This window comes from Halobacillus litoralis (genome assembly GCF_004101865.1).
GTDB lineage: Bacteria > Bacillota > Bacilli > Bacillales > Halobacillaceae > Halobacillus > Halobacillus litoralis_A.
Map to the genome: position 1 here is coordinate 2162752 of NZ_CP026118.1, position 23925 is coordinate 2186676.

Consider the following 23925-nt stretch of genomic DNA (forward strand, 5'->3'; position numbering starts at 1 on the left):
TTGACGTACTGGTTGGTTCGTTCAGTTTTCAAAGATCAATAAATAATGGTGGAGCCTAGCGGGATCGAACCGCTGACCTCCTGCGTGCAAAGCAGGCGCTCTCCCAGCTGAGCTAAGGCCCCATCTGATTGGGAATGGTCGGGAAGACAGGATTCGAACCTGCGACCCCTTGGTCCCAAACCAAGTGCTCTACCAAGCTGAGCTACTTCCCGTTAAAATGGCGCGCCCGAGAGGAGTCGAACCCCTAACCTTCTGATCCGTAGTCAGACGCTCTATCCAATTGAGCTACGGGCGCATATGTGTTTTTTGGTGCCGAGGGCCGGACTCGAACCGGCACGGTGGAAACCCACCGCAGGATTTTAAGTCCTGTGCGTCTGCCAATTCCGCCACCCCGGCTTGACAATTTATGTTCGCAATCTTGTTGTTCGTATAAGTAGCTCTATTAAAATTAATGGAGCGGAAGACGGGATTCGAACCCGCGACCCCCACCTTGGCAAGGTGGTGTTCTACCACTGAACTACTTCCGCTTAAAGTGCGGGTGGAGGGACTTGAACCCCCACGCCGTGAAGCACTAGATCCTAAATCTAGCGTGTCTGCCAATTCCACCACACCCGCAAGACATGGTGAGCCATGAAGGATTCGAACCTTCGACCCTCTGATTAAAAGTCAGATGCTCTACCAACTGAGCTAATGGCTCTTAATGTAATAAGCACTTTAAACTATGATTTTTCATTTTTAAGTTAGCATCAAGCAACTCATGGTGCCGGCCAGAGGACTTGAACCCCCAACCTACTGATTACAAATCAGTTGCTCTGCCAGTTGAGCTAGGCCGGCTAACTTAAAAAGAAATGGTGGAGGATGCAGGGCTCGAACCTGCGACCCCTTGCTTGTAAGGCAAGTGCTCTCCCAGCTGAGCTAATCCTCCGGGTTTTATTAAAAGCTTGGCAGCGTCCTACTCTCACGGGGATCGACCCGACTACCATCGGCGCTGAAGAACTTAACTGCTGTGTTCGGCATGGGAACAGGTGTGACCTCTTCGCCTTCGCCACCAAACCTTTTTTCAAGGACAAGATATATTATATTGTCCTTTCGTGAAAATTTCAAGGGAAAAATAAAAGTTTTTTATAAACCCTCAAAACTGGATAAGGAAACATCATCGTCGAATGCACATCGACTTTTCACGAACGAAATCTCTATAGATAAGTCATCGATCCATTAGTATCCGTCAGCTCCACGTGTCACCACGCTTCCACCTCGGACCTATCAACCTCATCGTCTCTGAGGGATCTTATTTGCTTAAAGCAAAGGGAAATCTCATCTCAAGGTGGGCTTCATGCTTAGATGCTTTCAGCACTTATCCCGACCACACGTAGCTACCCAGCGATGCTCCTGGCGGAACAACTGGTACACCAGCGGTGTGTCCATCCCGGTCCTCTCGTACTAAGGACAGCTCCTTTCAAATTTCCAACGCCCACGACGGATAGGGACCGAACTGTCTCACGACGTTCTGAACCCAGCTCGCGTACCGCTTTAATGGGCGAACAGCCCAACCCTTGGGACCGACTACAGCCCCAGGATGCGATGAGCCGACATCGAGGTGCCAAACCTCCCCGTCGATGTGGACTCTTGGGGGAGATAAGCCTGTTATCCCCGGGGTAGCTTTTATCCGTTGAGCGACGGCCCTTCCATGCGGTACCGCCGGATCACTAAGCCCGACTTTCGTCCCTGCTCGACTTGTAGGTCTCGCAGTCAAGCTCCCTTGTGCCTTTACACTCTGCGAATGATTTCCAACCATTCTGAGGGAACCTTTGGGCGCCTCCGTTACTCTTTGGGAGGCGACCGCCCCAGTCAAACTGCCCACCTGACACTGTCTCCGGACCGGATCACGGTCCTGGGTTAGAATGTCCGTACAGCCAGGGTAGTATCCCACCAGCGCCTCCACCGAAGCTAGCGCTCCGGCTTCCAAGGCTCCTACCTATCCTGTACAAGCTGTACCAACATTCAATATCAGGCTACAGTAAAGCTCCACGGGGTCTTTCCGTCCTGTCGCGGGTAATGTGCATCTTCACACATAGTATAATTTCACCGGGTCTCTCGTTGAGACAGTGCCCAAGTCGTTGCACCTTTCGTGCGGGTCGGAACTTACCCGACAAGGAATTTCGCTACCTTAGGACCGTTATAGTTACGGCCGCCGTTTACTGGGGCTTCGGTTCAACGCTTCGCATACGCTAACGCATTCCCTTAACCTTCCAGCACCGGGCAGGTGTCAGCCCCTATACTTCGCCTTACGGCTTCGCAGAGACCTGTGTTTTTGGTAAACAGTCGCTTGGGCCTTTTCACTGCGGCTCCTCGGCAGAGGAGCACCCCTTCTCCCGAAGTTACGGGGTCATTTTGCCGAGTTCCTTAACGAGAGTTCTCCCGCTCACCTTAGGATCCTCTCCTCGCCTACCTGTGTCGGTTTGCGGTACGGGCACCTCTTTCCTCACTAGAGGATTTTCTTGGCAGTGTGAACTCAGGAGCTTCGGTACTAAATTTCCCTCCCCATCACAGCTTGACGTTGCCGGACGGATTTGCCTATCCGACCGTCTCACTGCTTGGACGCGCTCATCCAATGGCGCGCTCTCCTTATCCTCCTGCGTCCCCCCGTCGTTCAAACGGAAAGGAGGTGGTACAGGAATATCAACCTGTTGTCCATCGCCTACGCCTTTCGGCCTCGGCTTAGGTCCCGACTAACCCTGAGAGGACGAGCCTTCCTCAGGAAACCTTAGGCATTCGGTGAAAGAGATTCTCACTCTTTTTTCGCTACTCATACCGGCATTCTCACTTCTAAGCGCTCCACCAGTCCTTACGGTCTGACTTCACGGCCCTTAGAACGCTCTCCTACCACTGATCGTAAGATCAATCCGCAGCTTCGGTGGTGTGTTTAGCCCCGGTACATTTTCGGCGCAGAGTCACTCGACCAGTGAGCTATTACGCACTCTTTCAATGATGGCTGCTTCTAAGCCAACATCCTGGTTGTCTAAGCAACTCCACATCCTTTTCCACTTAACACACACTTTGGGACCTTAGCTGGCGGTCTGGGCTGTTTCCCTCTCGACCATGAACCTTATCACCCACGGTCTGACTCCCAGAACAAAGTCGTTGGCATTCGGAGTTTGACTGAATTCGGTAACCCGATAGGGGCCCCTCGTCCAATCAGTGCTCTACCTCCAAGACTTTCTATTCTGAGGCTAGCCCTAAAGCTATTTCGGAGAGAACCAGCTATCTCCGTGTTCGATTGGCATTTCACCCCTACCCACACCTCATCCCCGTAATTTTCAACTTACGTGGGTTCGGGCCTCCAGTCAGTGTTACCTGACCTTCACCCTGGACATGGGTAGATCACACGGTTTCGGGTCTACGACCGCATACTCACTCGCCCTATTCAGACTCGCTTTCGCTGCGGCTCCGCTTCTGCTGCTTAACCTCGCATACGGTCGTAACTCGCCGGTTCATTCTACAAAAGGCACGCCGTCACCCATTAACGGGCTCCGACTACTTGTAGGCACACGGTTTCAGGTTCTCTTTCACTCCCCTTCCGGGGTGCTTTTCACCTTTCCCTCACGGTACTGGTTCACTATCGGTTACTAGGAAGTATTTAGCCTTGGGAGATGGTCCTCCCGGATTCCGACGGAATTTCTCGTGTTCCGCCGTACTCAGGATCCACTCCGGAGGGAGAAAGATTTCGACTACAGGGCTGTTACCTGCTCTGGCTGACCTTTCCAGGCCGATTCGTCTATCTTCCTCCTTGGTAACTCCGATGGAGTGTCCTACAACCCCAGAAAGCAAGCTTTCTGGTTTGGGCTGATTCCGTTTCGCTCGCCGCTACTCGGGAAATCGCATTTGCTTTCTCTTCCTCCGGGTACTTAGATGTTTCAGTTCCCCGGGTGTGCCTTCCTATACCTATGTATTCAGTATAGGATACTGTTCCATTACGAACAGTGGGTTTCCCCATTCGGAAATCTCCGGGTCAAAGCCTACTTACGGCTCGCCGGAGCATATCGGTGTTAGTCCCGTCCTTCATCGACTCCTAGTACCAAGGCATCCACCGTGCGCCCTTATTCACTTAACTATCTTCGTGAAAAGACGTTGATTACAATTTCGATGTTTGATGTCTTGTCATCACTAGCGTCATCGTTAGATGACCACTATTGATTCCTTATCCAGTTTTCAAGGTTCACAGATTGAAAGATCGTTTGATCTCTCAAAACTGAACAACCAACCAAGTACGCTTCCGTTCTAAATCCTTAGAAAGGAGGTGATCCAGCCGCACCTTCCGATACGGCTACCTTGTTACGACTTCACCCCAATCATTGGCCCCACCTTCGGCGGCTGGCTCCATAAAGGTTACCTCACCGACTTCGGGTGTTGCCAACTCTCGTGGTGTGACGGGCGGTGTGTACAAGGCCCGGGAACGTATTCACCGCGGCATGCTGATCCGCGATTACTAGCGATTCCGGCTTCATGTAGGCGAGTTGCAGCCTACAATCCGAACTGAGAATGGTTTTATGGGATTTGCTACACCTCGCGGCTTCGCTGCCCTTTGTACCATCCATTGTAGCACGTGTGTAGCCCAGGTCATAAGGGGCATGATGATTTGACGTCATCCCCGCCTTCCTCCGGTTTGTCACCGGCAGTCACCTTAGAGTGCCCAACTGAATGCTGGCAACTAAGATTAGGGGTTGCGCTCGTTGCGGGACTTAACCCAACATCTCACGACACGAGCTGACGACAACCATGCACCACCTGTCACTTGGTCCCCGAAGGGAAAACCCTATCTCTAGGGTGGTCCAAGGATGTCAAGACCTGGTAAGGTTCTTCGCGTTGCTTCGAATTAAACCACATGCTCCACCGCTTGTGCGGGCCCCCGTCAATTCCTTTGAGTTTCAGCCTTGCGGCCGTACTCCCCAGGCGGAGTGCTTAATGCGTTAACTTCAGCACTAAGGGGTGGAAGCCCCCTAACACCTAGCACTCATCGTTTACGGCGTGGACTACCAGGGTATCTAATCCTGTTTGCTACCCACGCTTTCGCACCTCAGCGTCAGAAACAGACCAGAGAGTCGCCTTCGCCACTGGTGTTCCTCCACATATCTACGCATTTCACCGCTACACGTGGAATTCCACTCTCCTCTTCTGTCCTCAAGTTCCCCAGTTTCCAATGACCCTCCACGGTTGAGCCGTGGGCTTTCACATCAGACTTAAGGAACCGCCTGCGCGCGCTTTACGCCCAATAATTCCGGACAACGCTTGCCCCCTACGTATTACCGCGGCTGCTGGCACGTAGTTAGCCGGGGCTTCCTCGTTAGGTACCGTCAAGGTGCCACTCTATTCGCACGGCACTTGTTCTTCCCTAACAACAGAACTTTACGATCCGAAGACCTTCATCGTTCACGCGGCGTTGCTCCGTCAGACTTTCGTCCATTGCGGAAGATTCCCTACTGCTGCCTCCCGTAGGAGTCTGGGCCGTGTCTCAGTCCCAGTGTGGCCGATCACCCTCTCAGGTCGGCTACGCATCGTTGCCTTGGTGAGCCGTTACCTCACCAACTAGCTAATGCGCCGCGGGCCCATCTGTAAGTGATAGCCAGAGGCCATCTTTCAACTTTCCTTCATGCGAAGAAAAGTATTACCCGGCATTAGCCCCGGTTTCCCGGGGTTATTCCGATCTTACAGGTAGGTTGCCCACGTGTTACTCACCCGTCCGCCGCTCGTTCCACGAGCTTCACCCCCGAAGGGAATCCACTCGCTTCCCGCGCTCGACTTGCATGTATTAGGCACGCCGCCAGCGTTCGTCCTGAGCCAGGATCAAACTCTCCATAAAAGTTAGTTTGACTTGCTCATTTGCACACCGAATGTGCTTGTTTCAATTCTCTTCTTTATAAGAAGAAATATCTTGACGTACTGGTTGGTTCGTTCAGTTTTCAAAGATCAAAATGTTGCGCGCCGCTTCAAAACAGCGACTTAACTAATATACCATGTCTAGTCGTTATCGTCAACAACTTTTCATGAATTATTTTGTCAGCCGTTTGCGGCTCGCCGCCTCTCTTAATGCGACAAATAATAATTTACCATGGTTGTGATAGTAAAATCAAGACTATTTTTATTAAAAAATTATTCTGACGATTATCAAGATCACATAATCATGAAACTCACCCAAGCGACCTTTCATAATGTAAAAGAACCCCCGTGAAATTCGGGGGCTCTCTTTATTAATCACGATGCCTCATTTGCGGGAACAGTAACACGTCACGGATAGATGGTGAATTGGTCAGCAGCATCACTAGACGATCTATACCAATGCCCAGCCCCCCTGTAGGTGGCATTCCATATTCTAATGCTTCCAGGAAATCCTCATCCATCATATGAGCTTCATCGTTACCTTCTTCTCTTTCTTTCAACTGAGACTCAAAACGCTCCCTTTGGTCAATCGGATCATTAAGTTCAGAGAATGCGTTCGCATGCTCGCGCCCAACAATGAAGAGTTCAAAACGGTCTGTGAATCGCTCATCTTCAGGATTCTTCTTAGCTAACGGAGAGATTTCAATCGGATGACCATAAATAAAGGTTGGTTGTATAAGCTTTTCTTCAACCCGTTGTTCGAAAAACTCATTAACGATATGACCGAATGTCATTGTTTCTTTAATCTCTATGCTGTGTTCATCAGCCAACTCTTTAGCCTGTTGATCCGTCATCTTCTCCCAGAAGTCTACTCCTGTGTACTCTTTAATAGCGTCTACCATATGCAGGCGCGTCCATTCTGGCTCCAGATCAATTTCTTGATCATTATAGTTCACTTTCGTCATGCCAAGGACTTCTTTAGCGATATGAGCCACCATGTTCTCTGTAAGGTTCATGATGTCATGGTAATCAGCATACGCTTCATAAAGCTCTATCATTGTAAATTCAGGGTTGTGACGTGTAGAAATCCCTTCGTTACGGAAAACTCGGCCAATTTCATACACTTTCTCCAGTCCACCTACAATAAGACGCTTCAAGTGAAGTTCAATCGCGATGCGCATATAAAGCTGCATGTCCAGAGCATTATGATGTGTTATAAACGGACGAGCAGACGCCCCTCCTGGAATTCCGTGCATAAGAGGAGTCTCTACTTCCAAGAAGCCTAACCCATCTAAATAACGGCGCATAGACTGAATTATTTTACTTCGCAGGACAAATGTATCTCTGCTTTCAGGATTTGTAATCAAATCTAAATAACGCTGGCGGTAACGTTGCTCAACATCTTGTAAGCCGTGGAATTTTTCAGGAAGTGGACGAAGTGATTTTGTAAGTAGTTGAAATTCATCCGCTTTAACCGATAGTTCCCCTACTTTTGTTTTGAACATCACTCCGGTAACACCGACAATATCGCCGAGGTCAGCTGAATTAAACAACTCGTATGCTTCTTCACCGATGCGGTCTTTCCGGATGTAAAGCTGGATTTGGCCCGTAAGATCTTGAATGTGAGTGAACCCAGCTTTGCCTTTCCCGCGTTTTGTCATGATGCGACCAGCGATTGTTGCTGGAAACTGCTTTTCTTCGAGTTCTTCTTTTGTATATTGATCATATTTTTCTTTAAGTTCTTCTGCATAGTCAGTACGCTCGAATTTATCACCAAAAGGGTCAACGCCTTGTTCACGATGGGCATTCATCTTATCTCGACGCACCCGCATGTGTTCATTGAGTTCTTCTGTCATTGCTATCACTCCATCCCTGAATTAATTTTAATGCTCAAACCGTCACAATAACAAAAACTGCCAGCATAGCACTGGCAGTATCTAACTATGGTTTAGTATAGAAAAGTCCTTAAGTCGTGTCAACGCTCAAAAGGTGAAGGATCTCACATTCCGACTTCTATCTCATTACGAAGTCTTACGGGATGTTGAGCATCGTCTTTCCAGTTTCTGCTTGGTTGATACGATGAGCGGGTTGGACCTTTTCTTTCAGACATTTCAAGTACGAGGACGCGTGTTTTCACAGTTCCATGATGGCCACTTTTTCATTTTTCAAATGAAGCAAGCGATCCATGTGAAACATATCCACATCTCAAACGCTTCCCCACTCTCTAATGCTTTCTACTTCCGTTGCTGGTAGATGTCCCAGCACTTCTGCAACTGTCTGCTTTATATGAGGAAGGACTACGTCAGCATCCAAGTCCGCCAACGGGACCATTACGAACGCCCTTTCCTGCATATGAGGATGAGGGATCGTAAGACGTTCTGCTTTCATATTTTCATGATTATAGAGCAAAATGTCAAGGTCTATCGTTCTCGGCCCCCATTTAACCACTCTTTTTCTTCCTAACTCTTGCTCAATCCCTTGGCAATAGTCCAGTAAGTGAAGAGGCGGTAAATTTGTCTGTACCTTGATGACCATATTCAAAAAATCGTTTTGTTCTTTATAACCTACAGGTGCCGTTTCATACACAGATGACTTTTTGGTCACCTGGATATCATTATGTTCATCCAACAGGGTAATAGCATCTTTCAGAAATTCTTCTCTTTTTGCTATGTTGGACCCCAGCGCAATATAAGCAGTGTTCATGAAGGCCGACTCCTGTGAATTTCTATAGCGACGGATTTGTAATGACCCGGGATCGGAGGATCAGGCTTGTACACTTTCACTAAGCATGCATCTAACATGAGGAATTGTGCAAATAACTCTTGTGCAATTTGCTCAGCTACTGATTCCACCAAGTGAAAGGCCTTCCCCTCCACAATCTTCTTCGCCACTTCATAAATGGCCCCATAATCAATGGATTTGGTCATATCATCCGTTTGAGCTGCTGGTTCCAAATCCAGCTCCAATTCAAGGTCAACATAAAAACGCTGTCCTAATTTATTCTCTTCCGGAAACAATCCGTGATAACCCCAGAATTCCATTTGGTTTACATAAATTTTATCCATCCGTCTCATCCTTTCCGAGCATAGCATCCATCATTTTCGTCATTCTTACGATCGGTTTCACATCATGAACTCTTACGATTTGCACCCCTTGGGCTACACCGTAACATACAGTTGCTCCTGTCCCCTCCATACGTTTATCCTTAGGCAGGTCCAGAACTGTTCCAATAAAAGACTTCCTGGATGTCCCTAACAGGATCGGATAGCCAAGTTCGTGGAAATCCTTCAGACGGCGCATAACCTCAAGATTATCTTCCTGGCTTTTAGCGAAGCCGATCCCGGGATCTAAAATGATCTTCTCATCATCCACTCCAGCATCTTTAGTAATCTGGATACTTTCCTCCAAGTCCTTTTTCATATCATCAATGAGAGAGGAATAATTTTGGTCTGTTCGATTATGAGTCAAAATGATCGGCACTTTATATCGGGCTGCCACTTTGGCCATTTGCGGTTCTTTCCGCGCCCCCCATACATCATTGATGATTGAAGCCCCGGCTGCCACTGCTTGCTCAGCAACTTCTGCTTTATAGGTATCGATGGAAATCGGAATGCCGACAACACCTTTTATTGCTTCAATAGCAGGTAAAACACGGCTGAGTTCTTCATCCACGGATACCGGGGCATGACCAGGACGTGTGGATTCCCCACCAATATCAAGAATATGAGCTCCTTGCTTTTCCATTTCCACGGCTTGGTTAACTGACTTATCTATATCAAAATAAAGACCTCCGTCAGAGAACGAATCAGGGGTCACATTCAATATTCCCATCACGAGCGTCTCTTTAGTCAGGTCATATGTTTTATTAGTTGTTTGTAGTTGAAAGCCCATCCTTGCTCCCTCGTTTCGTTAATGACTCTTTCACTATTTTACATCATTTTCAGATACTTATCATTAGCGCAAGCACCATGCTAACTCCAACAACTTTTCTAAAGCCTACAGAAGCTTATTTCATAAATTCCTGAACAAACAAAAAACTGCACCCAAAGCGGGTGCAGTTCTCACGATCAAGCGTATTATTCTTCGTCTTCAAATTGATAAAGTGGCGTAGATAGATAACGCTCCCCATTACTAGGGATGACTGCCACAACTTTTTTACCTTTTCCTAACTTTTTCGCCACTTCCTTAGCTACGTGAATAGCAGAACCTGACGAAATTCCACCTAAAATTCCATCTTTCCTCGCTGCTTCTCTTGCAGCTGCAAAAGAATCTTCTTTAGAGACTTTGTACACTTCATCGTAAATCTCTGTGTCTAATATACCAGGTACGAAACCTGCCCCGATTCCTTGAATTTTGTGTGGACCAGGATCTCCTCCAGATAAAACGGCGGACTCTTCTGGTTCAATCGCATAAATTTTTATGTCAGGATACTTTTCCTTTAATACTTTCCCAGCGCCAGTTATCGTTCCGCCTGTGCCGATACCTGATACGAAGGCATCCAATTGATCGCCCATTTGTTCGACGATTTCCGGACCTGTCGTCTTTTCGTGTACTAAAGGATTCGCTTCGTTATTAAACTGCTGAGGCATGAAATACCCTTGATTATCTTGTAATTCAGTCGCTTTTTTAATAGCGCCTTTCATTCCTTCACTACCAGGAGTAAGAACTAATTCTGCTCCATAAGCACGTAGAAGGTTTCGACGTTCCTGACTCATTGTATCCGGCATTACAAGGACCGCTTTATAACCTTTTGCCGCCGCAACCATCGCCAGGCCGATTCCCGTATTTCCACTCGTAGGTTCGACAATCGTATCCCCATCCTTCAGACGACCTTCTTTTTCGGCCTCTTCAATCATTGAAAGAGCAATACGATCTTTGACTGAGCTCCCCGGGTTCATATATTCCAATTTCAAATAAATTTCTGCGCTGTCATCCTCAGCACTACCGTTCAATTTTACCAAAGGTGTTTGACCTACTAATTCAGTGATATTGTTTACGATTCTCATACATCCACTCCTAAAACCAAGTATTTTTATAGGATTTAAACCTAATGTACTTAAAATCAAAGCAATTGTCAAACATTTCAATCTTCTTAACGGAAAAAATCTATTGAATAAGATTCTAATAAATGACGAAACACAAGTCCCGTCATTTATTATTAAAGTCTTAAGTTTATTTTATGAGGTAGAATCTGAATCATTGGATTTTAATCCATTCAAATCAGGCACGTCAAATAGATATTCTTCATTACAAAAATGACACTTGGCTTCTGCCCCCTGATCCTCTTCAATCATTCTTTGGATTTCTTCATCCCCCAGACTTGAAATGGCCACTTCTACGCGTTCACGTGAACAACGGCACTGAAATTTCACTGGCATGGTGTCTAAGATTTGGACATTCTCTTCTCCAAGAACTGTGTGTAAAATTTCTTCTGGAGTGTTTCCATCCCTCACCAATGAGGAAATGGCAGGCATCTCAGTCAATCTTTTTTCAATTTCGCTTGTGGTTTTTTCGTCAGCCCCTGGCATCATCTGAACGATAAAACCTCCGGATGCGAGGATTGAATAATCGGTATCTACAAGGACACCCGCGCCTACAGCTGATGGGACTTGTTCTGAGTTAGCAAAGTAATAAGTGAAATCTTCACTGATCTCACCTGAAACCAGTGGCACCTGTCCGGTGAAGTGATCCTTCATCCCCAAGTCTTTAACGACACTCAGGGTGCCTGATGTGCCTACAGCCCGGGCTACATCCAGTTTCCCTTCAGCATTCAAATCAAAATCGACATGCGGGTTTTTAACGTACCCTCGGACTTCCCCTTTGGAGTTCGCATCTGCGATAATCGCCCCGATTGGTCCATCCCCTTCAATTTTTATCGTTATTTTATCGTCACCTTTAAGCATGGCCCCCATCATGGCACTGATCGTCAACGTTCTTCCGAGAGCGGCTGATGTTGTGGTCCATGCGTCCTGTCTGCGTCTTGCTTCCTCAACAGTTTCTGTAGACTGTACTGCATAAGCTCTGACCTGTCCATCATAGGCCAGTGCGCGAACTAAATAATCTGACATTGTTGATCATTCTCCTTTAAAAACTTTTTTCTCTTTGTTGCGCTGGTATATTTTATGAAGACCTTTAAGGGTTAAGAAAGGATCTACTTGATCAATCGTTCTCGACTGTCCGGCAATTAAATTAGCCAGCCCGCCTGTAGCAATTACGGTAGGGGGTTGATCTGAAGTTTCCTTCATTCGGCGCACCACTTCATCCACTTGGCCGACATATCCGTAAAAAACCCCTGATTGCATAGCCTCCACTGTGCTTTGGCCAATGACGTGTTCCGGGCTTTTGATTTCAATTTTCGGAAGTTTCGCGGCTTTTGCATACAGAGCTTCCATCGAAATGTTTATTCCCGGGGCAATAGCACCACCGACATATTCACCGGCCGGATTAATATAGCAGTAGGTTGTGGCTGTACCAAAATCAATAATGACTAAAGGTAATGGATACTCATCGATAGCTCCCACCGCATTGACAATCCGGTCAGCCCCGATTTCGTCAGGGTGAGGATATTGCATCGGCAAGCCATGATCAACAAGACCTTCCCCAATAATCATGGGCTGCTTTTTAAAATAATAACGAGACATCCGGTCGAGTGCAAACATAATAGGCGGCACAACTGAAGAAATGATGACACCATCAATATCTTCAAATTTAAGGCCCTCATGGTCCAGCAATGATTTTATCAGCATTCCGTATTCATCTTCAGTTTTATGACGATCAGTTTTTATTCTCCATTGGTATTGCAGCGATTCGTTTTCAAATACACCTAAGACAGTATTGGTATTTCCCACATCAAGGACAAAATTCATAAATATAGCCTCCCGTGTCATTTCCTTCGGCTACCATCATATCACAAGCACCCCTCATTTCGCTCTATAGACACATAAAAAGCCACACCACCTTAAGAAAAAGGCTGGTGTGGCTTCCCTATGATTTAAGAACGACGATCTTCTGAATCTGTCGAGTCATTCTCGTCTTGTGATTCTTCATTTTGATGAGTTTCTTCTTCAGAATGCTCACCTGTTTGTTCCTGTTCTTCTTGTCGTTCATCTTCTTTGGATTGAATGTTCACACGTACATCTTCGTCTGTAGAAGATGTATTATTCTTGATTTTCGCATTGTTTTTTCTTGCGATTTCTTCAAGTTCATCATCCGTAGGAAGACGTCCTTTATCGAACAAGGAGCGGATTTGAGTCGCATCTAAAGTTTCGACATCTAACAATGTCTTCGCGGTCAATTCCAGCTTGTCTTTATTTTCAGTCAAAATCGTTTTCGCACGGTTGTAACAATGATCAATGAAGTTCTTCACTTCCTGATCGATTTCATAAGCAATCTGATCACTATAATTCTGTTCATTCTGGATGTCCCGACCTAAGAAGACTTGACCTCCAGAGTTGGAACCGAACTGTAACGGACCTAGTTTTTCACTCATTCCATACTCTGTGACCATCTTACGAGCTATACTGGTTGCACGTTGGAAATCGTTATGAGCACCTGTACTTACTTCACCGAACATAACCTCTTCTGCGACACGACCACCGAGAAGACCTGTGATCTTGTCGAATAGCTCAGGCTTAGTCATGAAGTAACGATCTTCTTTTGGAAGCATGACAGCATATCCGCCAGCTTGTCCTCGCGGAACAATCGTAACTTTATGAACCATATCCGCATCATCTAGCACCATACCTATCACCGTGTGGCCACTCTCGTGGTGAGCAACAATGTTACGCTCTTTCGTAGAAATGACACGGCTCTTCTTAGCTGGTCCCGCAATAACCCGGTCAATGGCTTCATCCACATCATACATATCAATCATCTTCTTATCTCCACGAGCAGCTACAAGAGCAGCTTCGTTCAGTAAGTTTTCTAAATCGGCACCTGAGAAGCCAGGAGTACGAAGAGCGATCGTCTTCAGATCAACATTTTCAGAAAGCGGCTTATCCTTCGTATGAACCGTAAGTACAGCTTCACGACCTTTGACATCCGGGCGGTCCACTGTAATTTGACGGTCGAAACGACCAGGACGCAGAAGCGCCGGGTCTAGGATATCTGGTCGGTTTGTGGCTGCAATGATGATTATTCCTTCATTGACTCCAAAACCATCCATTTCCACAAGCAGCTGGTTCAACGTTTGTTCACGCTCATCGTGTCCTCCACCAAGGCCGGCGCCACGTTGACGACCAACCGCATCTATCTCATCAATAAAGATGATGCCCGGGGCATTCTTTTTCGCGTTTTCGAATAAATCACGGACACGTGAAGCACCGACACCGACGAACATTTCAACGAAGTCAGAACCACTGATAGAGAAGAATGGTACGCCAGCTTCACCAGCAACAGCACGGGCTAATAACGTTTTACCTGTACCAGGCGGTCCAACTAATAGAACACCTTTCGGAATACGGGCACCTACAGCAGTGAATTTACGAGGATCTTTCAAGAAGTCAACGACCTCAACAAGCTCCTGCTTCTCTTCATCTGCTCCTGCTACATCCTTAAAGCGAACTTTCTTCTTCTCTTCTGAATACATCTTCGCCTTACTCTTACCAAAGTTCATCACACGACTTCCGCCACCTTGTGCCTGGTTAAGCAAGAAGAAGAATAAGATGAAAATAATGACGAACGGAATGATTGATGTCAGGAAAGTCACCCATGCACTGGGTTGCTCTTCCTCTTCGACACTTAGCACGCTCTGTTCTTGAGCGGTTTGTGTAATATTTGATATGACTTGATCATTTGCAGGAATTTTCGCTATGAAGGTTTCCCCTTCTTCAGCACCTTCCTCATGACCAGTGACACGAATCACCCCATTGACAGGCTGAATGGTCATTTCCTCAATTTCACCATTGTTTAATTTATTGTAGAACTCATTGACATTATATTCAGTTTGCGCATCACCTTGACCTCGGAATAGACCGACCACGCCGATTACTACGAGGAAGATAAGTAAGTAAAATATAGTGTTACGAAATATCCGGTTCATTGCCTACCTCCTCCCAAACGAGAAAAACTATAGTAAATACTACCATAACAAAAACGGACGACACAACTAATTACCCTTAAAACAAGTGTGTTGAAACCCATGGCTCCAAACCTTTCATTAACCACCATAAACTTCAGGTTTCAATACCCCGACATATGGCAAGTTTCGATATTTTTCCTGATAATCCAACCCATAACCGACTACAAATTCATCAGGGACTTCGAAGCCTACTGTATCCGCTTTAATATCAGCAGTACGGCCTGTCGGTTTATCTAGAAGTGTTACGATTTTAATCGAATTCGCTTTACGATACTTGAACAAGTCGACAAGGTATGCAAGCGTACGTCCACTATCAATGATATCCTCTATGATCAGAATATCTCTTCCTTCTACTTTAGTATCAAGGTCCTTAACAATTTTGACTTCTCCTGAAGATTCCATACCTCCGTGGTAACTGGACACATCCATGAAGTCCATTTCTAAATGGGTCTCCACTCTTTTTAAGAGATCGGACATGAATGGGGTAGCACCTTTCAAGACTCCGATTGCCAATGGGAACCGCCCGTCATATTCTTCGCTCAGCAGAGCTCCCAGTTCCTTGCACTTTTCCTGGATCTCCTCTTCAGAAATCAAGACCTTTTCCATTTCATTATGCATGATTGCTCCTCCTACGTGTCTGCTTTGTTTTTATATTGTAACCGAAGCCATGGACCTGAAGACAGGTCGATAAGAACCCCGCCTTTTTTTAAACCGACCACCCATAAGATTTCTCCTGTTTGATCTGTCACAATCGGCCATGTATCACGCAATCTTGCAGGGACTTTTTGATCGATAAAAATATCTTTCACTTTTTTCGATCCTCTCATCCCTTTTAAGCGCATTCGATCGCCATCTTTTCGTGTGCGAACCACTAGAGGCAGCTTTACGTGATGGGAATCACATAGGTGTACATACCGACCTGCAGATTCGCACTCTTCTGTCCACTCTGCAATTACTAACGAACCATCAGGCAGATTTGCCTCCTCCCCTGGTTGGAAGGTGTATGAGAACGCTTCTGGTTCCTGCGCAGCGTGAAAAGATAATGTGATTTCATCATAGGCTCGTGTCACTTTTAAACCTTGCGGAAAATCCAAGGTTGCGTTCGGTTTTTCATCACTTAAAAGGTTCATGAACATTTCTTCATGCAAATAAGAAATGTCTTCGTTTTGCTTCATATACAGATAGTTCAATATTAGATGAAAGGCTGTCCTTTGTAAAGCAAGCGGGAATGTTTTAAAAGATCGATTTGAAAATTGTACGAATTTCTCAACATTTGAAGAAAAATGAACGGTTTTCAGGACTTCTTGCGCCTGCTCTCTTATGTATACCCTTTCGTCTCTGACCCTTTCACTCCACGCCTGCATATGTTGATGGAATTTAGGATTTTGTTCTTTCATAAAAGGCAAGACATGCCGGCGGAAAGCATTGCGAGTATAATCTGTCTCTTCATTCGTTGGATCAATTCTTGCTTCGATATGGTGAGTTGCAAGGTAGGAGGCGATCTGAGCTTTGGAAACTCCCAACAACGGACGAATGATTTCACCGTTAGCAAACGGTCGCTTTACAGGGATTCCGTGGACCGCTTCCGGGCGGGCACTTCTCACAAGCTGCATCATGATTGTTTCAGCCTGATCATCCCCATGGTGACCCATTGCGAGCTTATCAGCCTGATACGTATTCATCATCTTTTCGAAAAAAAAGTAGCGGAGGGTACGTGCAGCTTCTTGTGTCCCTTTCCCTGATTCTTCTTTATACGAATTCACATCCACTGAAGTTCCGACAAATTCTACATCCCATTTATTACAAATGTTTTCGACAAAATCAAGGTCTTCCATGGATTCCTGCCCCCGTAATCCATGGTCAACGGAAAGCGCGATAATTTTCAGAGGCATTGTCTTTCTTAAAGAACACAAAAAATGAAGAAGGGCGATTGAGTCCGGCCCTCCAGATACAGCAACGAGTACTTTATCATTCGGTTCTAGTAGTTGGTGTTTTGAGATGAACGTATGGATAATCCGATCCATTTGACGTTCCTCCTGTCTGAATCAGTCTATCTCTACTTATCGTATCACTCTTCTAACGTTCTGCAAAAGAATACCTATCAAAACCAAAAACTAAAAATCGAAAAACTGAAAGCTAACCCAGCCACTATCGATAAAGCTGTCAATTCCGCACCTTCTGCTTCCCCGCTGCCGCTCCTTTTCCTAATACGAGATGAGGGAAGCGGTTTCTGCCGCTTCATTAGAATATCAGACAATCCGGTTTTCATCTCTGATGCATTCTTGAACTTTCCTTTCCAGCACTGCTGGATAAAGCGCCGATAAGGTTTGAGCAGGGATGAAGCAGCCAGTTTCGTTTCTAATTTTTTCAAAGGATGGGAACTTTTTTCGAACCTTTGCGGATAAGCCATTTCCAACATGATCATAGTTACAGCGAATAAGTCGTACGAAGGTTCCGCTTTTCTCGAACCCATCCCCCAATATCCTCGATCATAGAACTCTGTATATTCTTTAATGGCTCTTCCGACAGACGTCACCCCTCCTACATCAATCCAACGGACACGGGAGGAGGACATCAACAAATTATCTGTCTTCAAATCCCCGAATACATACCCTTCTTTATGGAGGTTTTCTAGATCCGATAACAGCTGAACTGTACAAATTCCCACCCATTCTTGTGTTTTCCCCTTTAAAAATTGAGGGAGCGGTTTACCGTCGACATATTCCATGATATAGAATGGATAAGTCTTTCCTGTGCCATCCACCCAATCATCTACATCAACAAAATAAGGTCCAAGCTTCACCCCTTGGACCTTGCTGAATTTCTTGAGCATATTTACTTCTAACATCATTCGAGAGCTATCTTCGCCAACCTTAAGGGCATACGTATCCCCTTGATGGGAACGGCACTTAAAAACGGTGCCGCACGCCCCTGAGCCCAGCTTTTTGATTATGGTATATACATGCCCATTCCACTTACCCCTCACAGACATACCAGGTGAAAGGTTAAAAGCCTGTTTCTTCATAAGGATCTTCCTCATCTCGTATGCGCTCAAGCAAAGGCATTCCTGCAAAACTGTATAAAGCTTCTTTCAACGCAGGACCGGTCGGGGTGTACCCGCCACTGTTCAATTTTGAGAATATACCGTGGATTTCACCAAGCTCCGGAGTCCAATCCACCATTTGGCGTATCGTTTTCTTAGGATCAGGAAAAGCATACACACTAAATTGATTTGAACCTGACCTTGCATTCAAACTCAGGGAAAGATCGAATAATGCTTCCTTCACGGTCGGGAGTTTATGATGCATACTGGCGCTCGTATCGACTAGGACAAGCACTTCAAGGTCACACTGCTCCCCTAACTCATCCACAACTTCAACTACTTCCCCTCTTTGTTCAGGTGGAAGTTCTTCGATTGTTTGATTTTTCCCTAAGATCTCTTGTAATTCTTTATTAACGACACCTTGAATCGTTTGGGTCATGGCTTGTCTCGTCACCATTTGTACGGTTTGGGACAAACTTTTCTGATATACAATTTGGCTGACGCCTCCACCTGCCTCGGCAATCGCTTCAACTTCTTCAAGCCCTTGTGGCCTGCCATTTTGCCGATCGTCAAGAACGCCAATCACATTGACCGTTATTCCCTGGTTACGAGCAAGGGCTGCTACCACAACCGGGTCTTCTCCATGGTTCGAGCATCCATCCGTTAACAAAAGAATCTGCTTCAATCGGCCTGGTTTCATATTATTCATCCCTCCTGTTTCGTTGCTTCCATCTTCGCCGAAAAGGAGGAAATCTATACTTTATTCTAGGCCTCTTTTTTCTCTGCAGGAATCGATGTCCACTCCGGCATATACCGATCGATCCGTGCGACAATAATTGTCATATCGTCATCTATTGATCCAGACTGAGTCCTTATTACCTCTTCTAATAAAAGATCAGCCATCATTTGTGGGTCTTTTGTGGAAATTTCCCTGATTTTCCGTTTTAACCACATTTCCACATTTTCAATTTGTTTGGGTCCTTCCAAAATGCCATCACTCATCATAAGAAGGAAGTCTCCTGCCTTGAGTTGCTCACTCGTCATATCAACGTCGACTTCCGGAATGATCCCCATCGGTAAATTACCAGCTTCAACTGTGAATATCTGCTCCCCTCTTTTGATAAAGCTTGGTGTGCTTCCAACCTTAACGAACTTAGATGTAGCTTGATGGAGGTCAATTACGGCTAAATCCAGTGTAGAAAAGATTTCATCATTCGTTCTTAATGAAAGAATCGAATTAATAGACTGAATCGCTACAGACTCCTGAATACCCGATTGCAGGATTTGCTTCAACAGCCGTAATGTTTCCATACTCTCTTCATGTGCGCGTTCACCATTACCCATCCCATCACTGATGGCCAGGGCATATTTGCCCCTTCCTAATTCCATCATTGTAAAGCTGTCCCCTGAAATGAACCCGCCTCCTTTAGCCGCATGGGCGACTCCAGGCTCAATAGAATAATGTTTTGCAGAACCAAACGTCAAATAACACCTACCATGTGGATATGGAGAGATTTCTTCCATTGTAACGACGATCGTCTCTCCTAATATATCCGACAAGACTGGTGCGATGACTTTCGCTCCTTCCCCACGATAGTTGTCAATCTCCACGACCAATTCCAAGTCCATATTTCCTGCATCCAAAGAATAGATTTCCAGTTTTTCTATCACCATCCCCATCCGCTCTAAAGCGTGGTAGATCACTTGCTCTTTATGCTCATGGTGCTCTCGTTCCTTAACAATCTCTTCTGCAAATTTATTCATGACATCTGAAACGCCTTGAAGCTGCTCCGCTACAAATTTACGACTTTCTAAAACCTGGCGCTTCAGTTCTTTATTTGCATGATAAAAAGATAGTTCATGATTCATCGTATCAATCAACTTTTGTGATTTCACACAGTGTTGATCGACGTTCTTTCTGAGCATCCTGCTCGGCTCTCCTTTCTCATCCAGTTCAGACATCAAATCTGTCATCAGATCGTGAGTGTCATCGAATTGCTTGACCCAGCACTTTTCTTTTTTGAAGCAGGACTGGCATGTTTTTTCAGTCACATGGCTTAGAAAATAATCTATTTCTTCTGCTTCTCCACTCTCCTCCTTAGGGGATTCTAAATGGGTGAAACTTTTGGATAATGCATGAAAAACATCAGAAAATTTACCAACTCTGACTGCCGTGACATCACGTACCTTTTGTAAGTATTTTTGTTGTTCCGAATGATGTTCATCTGTACCCGGAATATACCTGGACAACTGTTTGACCCAAGAATTAGGTGTCAGCATAAACAATGCAACCGCCCAGGCGGTAGCCCATAAAGAAGCAGGCAAGTCAGCGCCATTGCTTACATAAAAGCCGATCAGCAGTGTACCGACGATAAGCCCTGCACTGACTCCGGCTTTTTTTCCTTCTTTTAATAACCCTCCTAACAAGCCTGAAAATGCAAGCAGGCTCATTTGATAGATATGATCCATGTTTGATAAGCTCAGCACGAGTCCTGTCACCACCCCTACCGTTGAACCGATAGCTGCTCCCGCTGTAAAGGCAAGCAAAATAACTAAATATCTAGCAAAAACGTCGACCACGGCCACACCCTGGATCTGCCAGCCGATCATGCCTGTTAATACAGAAGCCAATAATATAATCAAACAAACAATTTCTTCATTTTTCAATGAAGGCTGAAATCGTTGTGGTGTTAAAAGAGGAATACTCTGCATAAAGATAAGTACAAGGATAAAACTGAGCACTCCTTCTGCAAACATCAAAGTAAGTTCGTACAGCTGCCAACGATCCAGTAAAGCCAAACTGGCCGTTCTCGGAATTAAACTGGCCAGTAGCGCTAGCGTCGGCAGCCATCTCTGGGGGTGACTTGTTTTGTGCAGCGCCAGGCTTAAGAGCAAAAAAGTCGTGGAAGCCCCCACAACGAAACCCGCATGGCCGTAGCTGTATGTAGAAGCCCCGGCTGCCATTACAATCGTTACGGGTATGACGAGAGGACGCTTCAACCACCAGATCACCGCGAGGAATGCGACTCCAAAAGGGGCCATGGATGATAAAATAATGGCTCGCCCCAACAATAAGGCCAACACCATATGGAACACCCCTTTGTTCGCCATAAAAGAAAATGCACCGAACGAAACCTTTTGTAACCCTTGAACGATTCCTGACCCTCGTACAGCTGCTTGACGACTTCCTCGTTTTGAAACTGTTCCTAACATCATCATCACTCCTTCTTTGTGAACCCTATTAAACCACATGCTGGACAAGCATTTTGTCAAAACAACAGGAGAGCAGAAACAAAAACTTCGATAGTTTTCACAGAAACAAAGGCTCTTTCTACAAATTAAACCCCGGCCACACCCTTATGTCTCCAAAAAACTCCCTCATTCCCTAGCGAAATAGACAGACTAATCTGATATTTTTATTTTTTGTTGACAGTTTTTTTTTCATGGTGTACTATATTCCTTGTGACTTTGAGAAAACATTTTCCAACATGGCGGTGTAGCTCAGCTGGCTAGAGCGTACGGTTCATACCCGTGAGGTCGGGGGTTCGATCCCCTCCGCCGCTACCATTTATTTTTTTCATACATATAGGCCCGTTGGTCAAGTGGTTAAGACACCGCCCTTTCACGGCGGTAACACGGGTTCGAATCCCGTACGGGTCATCGGAAACATTCTTGTCCTAAAAAGTGCCGCATTCTCATAATAGAGAATGCGGCACTTTCTTTATATCCATAAGCATACGAAAAAAACAGCTGCTGTACTTTTTATATAATGGGAATAGCTCCTCCTACTATGAACTATTCAATTAAAGCCCCCCACATCCGGAAGACTCAGTTTCGAGGCTTTTGTATGTGGAGATGGTAGCTGGGAAAACGGATATCGCAAGGGACCGATGGGGTGGAAACATCTCCGGATGCTCTGCTTCAATGACCGAGGGGGCTTGCCAGTTCCCCCGCAGGAAAGCGAGTTATTTCAGAACCATCCCTATACCTTATTAGGTAACGAACCCCCTCACCTCGGAATCGAGTCTTCAACAATCTTGCACCTTTAAGTAATAACAATAGAATTAAAAAAGAACAGATCCAAAATGGATCTGTTCTTTTATATGAAAGACGCGCACCTTTTACTCATTGTCCTAGACAGCAAGCTATCCTCTTTTAGAACCTCGACCTCCACGTTTGGATTCCGTGTGCTTTTTCAATGATGCCAGACGTTCGTCGCTATCCTTAATAAAATTGTTCATCTTTTGTTCGAATGATTCAGCCGGTTTACGAGGTTTAGACGGACGACGGCTTCGGTTGTTTTCTTTTGCTTTTTTTATGGAGAGTCCGATCTTTCCATCATCTCCGACATTGATGACTTTCACTTCCACCTGGTCTCCCTGGCTTAAGTGTTCATTAATGTCTTTAACATAGTTGTCGGCAACTTCACTAATGTGAACCAGCCCCGTCTTACCATCTGGAAGCTCGACGAACGCTCCGAAATTAGTGATTCCCGTTACCTTACCCTGCAGCTTGCTGCCTACTTCAATTGACATAAAAAAATTGCTCCTCCTTAAAATTTCGATAAAAAAAGTATCGTTCCTATATATTATATATAAGCTTTGAAAAGAGTGTCAATATGACGGGTCCTCATTAGGCATTTTAAAGATGATTTCTCCCTCTTTGGAAAAGAAATAATTCGTCCTCGCAATTTGCAATACGTATTCCTCGTCATTCAGAAGTTCAATCTCCTGCTCTAAACCTTTTTCCTCTTCCTTCAAAGCACTCATTTGTTGTTGTAGTTGTTCGTATTGCTCATGTTTTTCAGAGTACAAAGCTTGTTGTTTCATGTGATACATCACCATGGAGCCACTAACAACCGCCACTAACAGGGCAAACATAACAAGACGGCGAATTAAGCGCTTCTTTTTTCTTTGATGTCTGTCCAGATAGGCATCGTAGTGCTTCATGTATGTAGAATCCAGACGTGCTACCGACTCCGACTGTCCCTTTGCCATGTGCGTTTGGCCTCCTTTACTTTTGGATTCGTTTCATCCAGTTCTTCATTGTATTCTTTATTTTATCCAAAAAACCTGCTAAATGCCTTAAGTAAATTTTCATGTTTTTCGGCAAGAACCGCCAAATGACCTGAAAAAACACCCGGATTGGATAAAATATGACAAGAAACAATATAATGATACCCTTTAAAAGTATCTTATAAACGCCAAGAAGTAAAGAAATAATAAGTAAAATGATGGTTTTCGAGGGGAGAAAAAATAAATAATAAATCATCTTTCTTAAAAACCTCAAAATAGTCATACAAAGACGTACCCAAACTTCAAGCGTTCGTAAGTAAAGGTTCTGAAACAACGCACGGTAGGCAGCAAAACCACAGACAATCGCCACAAATACATACACTCTCAATTCCCCATAGTTAGCCAAATACAACAAATAAAAAAGAAAAGCGGCCTGAAAAAGCCAGAATCCCAATTGAAAAACTATTTCAAACCAGCTTCTCTTGTTCCTTTTGCGGAATAGCCTTTCGAACGTATCCAACGCAGCACCGACGAACAAACCTCCACCGAGCATGGATAGAATGGTGATGAACTGAGTGGTCAAAGTCATTTGAAGAGCTTGCTAAATAGTCCTTTAGCTTTCTCCCCTTGATGCTCGTCCAAGTAGGTCATTTCATATATTTTCCCCTTGATTGACACGACACCTGAATCCAAATCCAGATTTTTCATCTGCAAATTATTACCCCGTATCACAAGATAACCCATCGATGTTTGCAGCAAGAACTCCTCACTATCAAAGCTGTCCACTTCTTTCACACCTGAAATTTCTATATTTCTTCTATTCCATATCTTAACATTATGCTCAACCGGTTGCTCACTCCGATTCCCTTGAACCTTCTCGAATCCTTCCATCACATACCAGCCTCCTTCTCTTG

General features: G+C 45.3%; 17 protein-coding genes, 11 tRNA genes and 3 rRNA genes. 2 read left to right on the forward strand and 29 right to left on the reverse strand.

The features are described from left to right. Positions 1-46 precede the first annotated feature (46 nt). The 25 genes from HLI_RS10890 to spoIIE all read right to left on the reverse strand — a co-directional run bounded on the left by HLI_RS10890 (position 47) and on the right by spoIIE (position 21209). Positions 47-122 (reverse strand) — tRNA-Ala (locus tag HLI_RS10890). Between the two features lie 13 nt (positions 123-135). Continuing rightward, positions 136-212: transfer RNA gene (locus tag HLI_RS10895), tRNA-Pro, on the reverse strand. Between the two features lie 6 nt (positions 213-218). After that, positions 219-295 (reverse strand) — tRNA-Arg (locus tag HLI_RS10900). Between the two features lie 12 nt (positions 296-307). After that, positions 308-396: transfer RNA gene (locus tag HLI_RS10905), tRNA-Leu, on the reverse strand. Between the two features lie 56 nt (positions 397-452). Further along, positions 453-527, reverse strand: a tRNA-Gly gene (locus HLI_RS10910). Positions 528-533: 6 nt separating this feature from the next. Further along, positions 534-615, reverse strand: a tRNA-Leu gene (locus HLI_RS10915). A gap of 6 nt (positions 616-621) precedes the next feature. Then, positions 622-697, reverse strand: a tRNA-Lys gene (locus HLI_RS10920). A 61-nt stretch (positions 698-758) separates the two neighbouring features. Then, positions 759-834, reverse strand: a tRNA-Thr gene (locus HLI_RS10925). Positions 835-849: 15 nt separating this feature from the next. Next, a tRNA-Val gene (locus HLI_RS10930) sits at positions 850-925 on the reverse strand. 14 nt (positions 926-939) lie between these two features. After that, positions 940-1053, reverse strand: a 5S ribosomal RNA gene (rrf, locus tag HLI_RS10935). Between the two features lie 142 nt (positions 1054-1195). Further along, positions 1196-4111 (reverse strand): 23S ribosomal RNA (locus tag HLI_RS10940). A 179-nt stretch (positions 4112-4290) separates the two neighbouring features. Beyond that, positions 4291-5857, reverse strand: a 16S ribosomal RNA gene (locus tag HLI_RS10945). The 16S, 23S and 5S rRNA genes sit together here with 9 tRNA genes alongside, the layout of an rRNA operon. A 388-nt stretch (positions 5858-6245) precedes the next feature. Continuing rightward, complete coding sequence (gene lysS, locus HLI_RS10950; protein ID WP_128524994.1) at positions 6246-7730, reverse strand: lysine--tRNA ligase; 1485 nt, start codon at positions 7728-7730, stop codon at positions 6246-6248. A 349-nt stretch (positions 7731-8079) separates the two neighbouring features. Continuing rightward, positions 8080-8577, reverse strand: a complete 498-nt coding sequence (gene folK / locus HLI_RS10955) for a 2-amino-4-hydroxy-6-hydroxymethyldihydropteridine diphosphokinase (RefSeq protein WP_128524995.1) — start codon at positions 8575-8577, stop codon at positions 8080-8082. Further along, positions 8574-8939 (reverse strand): dihydroneopterin aldolase, encoded by a 366-nt coding sequence (gene folB, locus HLI_RS10960; protein WP_128524996.1) that lies wholly within the window; start codon positions 8937-8939, stop codon positions 8574-8576. The genes folK and folB overlap by 4 nt, the downstream gene beginning before the upstream one ends. Next, the gene (gene folP / locus HLI_RS10965; protein ID WP_128524997.1) at positions 8932-9765 is read right to left on the reverse strand and encodes a dihydropteroate synthase; all 834 of its coding nucleotides are present in this window, start codon (positions 9763-9765) and stop codon (positions 8932-8934) included. The genes folB and folP overlap by 8 nt, the downstream gene beginning before the upstream one ends. Before the next feature lie 185 nt (positions 9766-9950). Beyond that, on the reverse strand, positions 9951-10880 hold the full coding sequence (gene cysK, locus HLI_RS10970; RefSeq protein ID WP_128524998.1) for a cysteine synthase A: 930 nt from the start codon (positions 10878-10880) through the stop codon (positions 9951-9953). 171 nt (positions 10881-11051) lie between these two features. Then, positions 11052-11942, reverse strand: coding sequence for an Hsp33 family molecular chaperone HslO (gene hslO, locus HLI_RS10975; protein WP_128524999.1), 891 nt, complete (start codon positions 11940-11942; stop codon positions 11052-11054). Between the two features lie 6 nt (positions 11943-11948). Then, positions 11949-12740 carry a type III pantothenate kinase gene (locus HLI_RS10980; RefSeq protein ID WP_128525000.1) on the reverse strand — a complete coding sequence of 264 codons (792 nt, stop codon included), beginning with the start codon at positions 12738-12740 and terminating at the stop codon, positions 11949-11951. A 125-nt stretch (positions 12741-12865) separates the two neighbouring features. Then, complete coding sequence (gene ftsH, locus HLI_RS10985) at positions 12866-14914, reverse strand: ATP-dependent zinc metalloprotease FtsH (RefSeq protein WP_128525001.1); 2049 nt, start codon at positions 14912-14914, stop codon at positions 12866-12868. Positions 14915-15031: 117 nt separating this feature from the next. Further along, positions 15032-15571 (reverse strand): hypoxanthine phosphoribosyltransferase, encoded by a 540-nt coding sequence (hpt, locus tag HLI_RS10990; protein WP_128525002.1) that lies wholly within the window; start codon positions 15569-15571, stop codon positions 15032-15034. Between the two features lie 11 nt (positions 15572-15582). Then, a complete protein-coding gene (tilS, locus tag HLI_RS10995; RefSeq protein ID WP_128525003.1) occupies positions 15583-16977 on the reverse strand; it encodes a tRNA lysidine(34) synthetase TilS in 1395 nt (464 codons plus the stop codon). Between the two features lie 77 nt (positions 16978-17054). Further along, positions 17055-17978, reverse strand: coding sequence for a protein kinase domain-containing protein (locus HLI_RS11000; RefSeq protein ID WP_128525004.1), 924 nt, complete (start codon positions 17976-17978; stop codon positions 17055-17057). After that, positions 17959-18696 carry a VWA domain-containing protein gene (locus HLI_RS11005; protein ID WP_128525005.1) on the reverse strand — a complete coding sequence of 246 codons (738 nt, stop codon included), beginning with the start codon at positions 18694-18696 and terminating at the stop codon, positions 17959-17961. The genes HLI_RS11000 and HLI_RS11005 overlap by 20 nt, the downstream gene beginning before the upstream one ends. Before the next feature lie 65 nt (positions 18697-18761). After that, positions 18762-21209, reverse strand: a complete 2448-nt coding sequence (spoIIE, locus tag HLI_RS11010) for a stage II sporulation protein E (protein ID WP_128525006.1) — start codon at positions 21207-21209, stop codon at positions 18762-18764. A 277-nt stretch (positions 21210-21486) separates the two neighbouring features. Here spoIIE and HLI_RS11015 point away from each other — a divergent pair. Together HLI_RS11015 and HLI_RS11020 are read left to right on the forward strand one after the other, a co-directional pair. Next, a tRNA-Met gene (locus HLI_RS11015) sits at positions 21487-21563 on the forward strand. A gap of 21 nt (positions 21564-21584) precedes the next feature. Further along, positions 21585-21656: transfer RNA gene (locus tag HLI_RS11020), tRNA-Glu, on the forward strand. A gap of 485 nt (positions 21657-22141) precedes the next feature. Here HLI_RS11020 and HLI_RS11025 read toward each other — a convergent pair. From HLI_RS11025 to yabP, 4 genes are all read right to left on the reverse strand, one after another. Continuing rightward, positions 22142-22531: a S1 domain-containing RNA-binding protein gene (locus tag HLI_RS11025; protein WP_128525007.1), complete on the reverse strand. Its 390-nt coding sequence runs from the start codon at positions 22529-22531 to the stop codon at positions 22142-22144. 78 nt (positions 22532-22609) lie between these two features. Then, positions 22610-22993 carry an FtsB family cell division protein gene (locus HLI_RS11030; RefSeq protein WP_128525008.1) on the reverse strand — a complete coding sequence of 128 codons (384 nt, stop codon included), beginning with the start codon at positions 22991-22993 and terminating at the stop codon, positions 22610-22612. A gap of 16 nt (positions 22994-23009) precedes the next feature. Then, positions 23010-23600 carry a spore cortex biosynthesis protein YabQ gene (gene yabQ, locus HLI_RS11035; protein ID WP_128525009.1) on the reverse strand — a complete coding sequence of 197 codons (591 nt, stop codon included), beginning with the start codon at positions 23598-23600 and terminating at the stop codon, positions 23010-23012. Beyond that, on the reverse strand, positions 23597-23902 hold the full coding sequence (gene yabP, locus HLI_RS11040; protein WP_128526864.1) for a sporulation protein YabP: 306 nt from the start codon (positions 23900-23902) through the stop codon (positions 23597-23599). The genes yabQ and yabP overlap by 4 nt, the downstream gene beginning before the upstream one ends. Positions 23903-23925 lie beyond the last annotated feature (23 nt).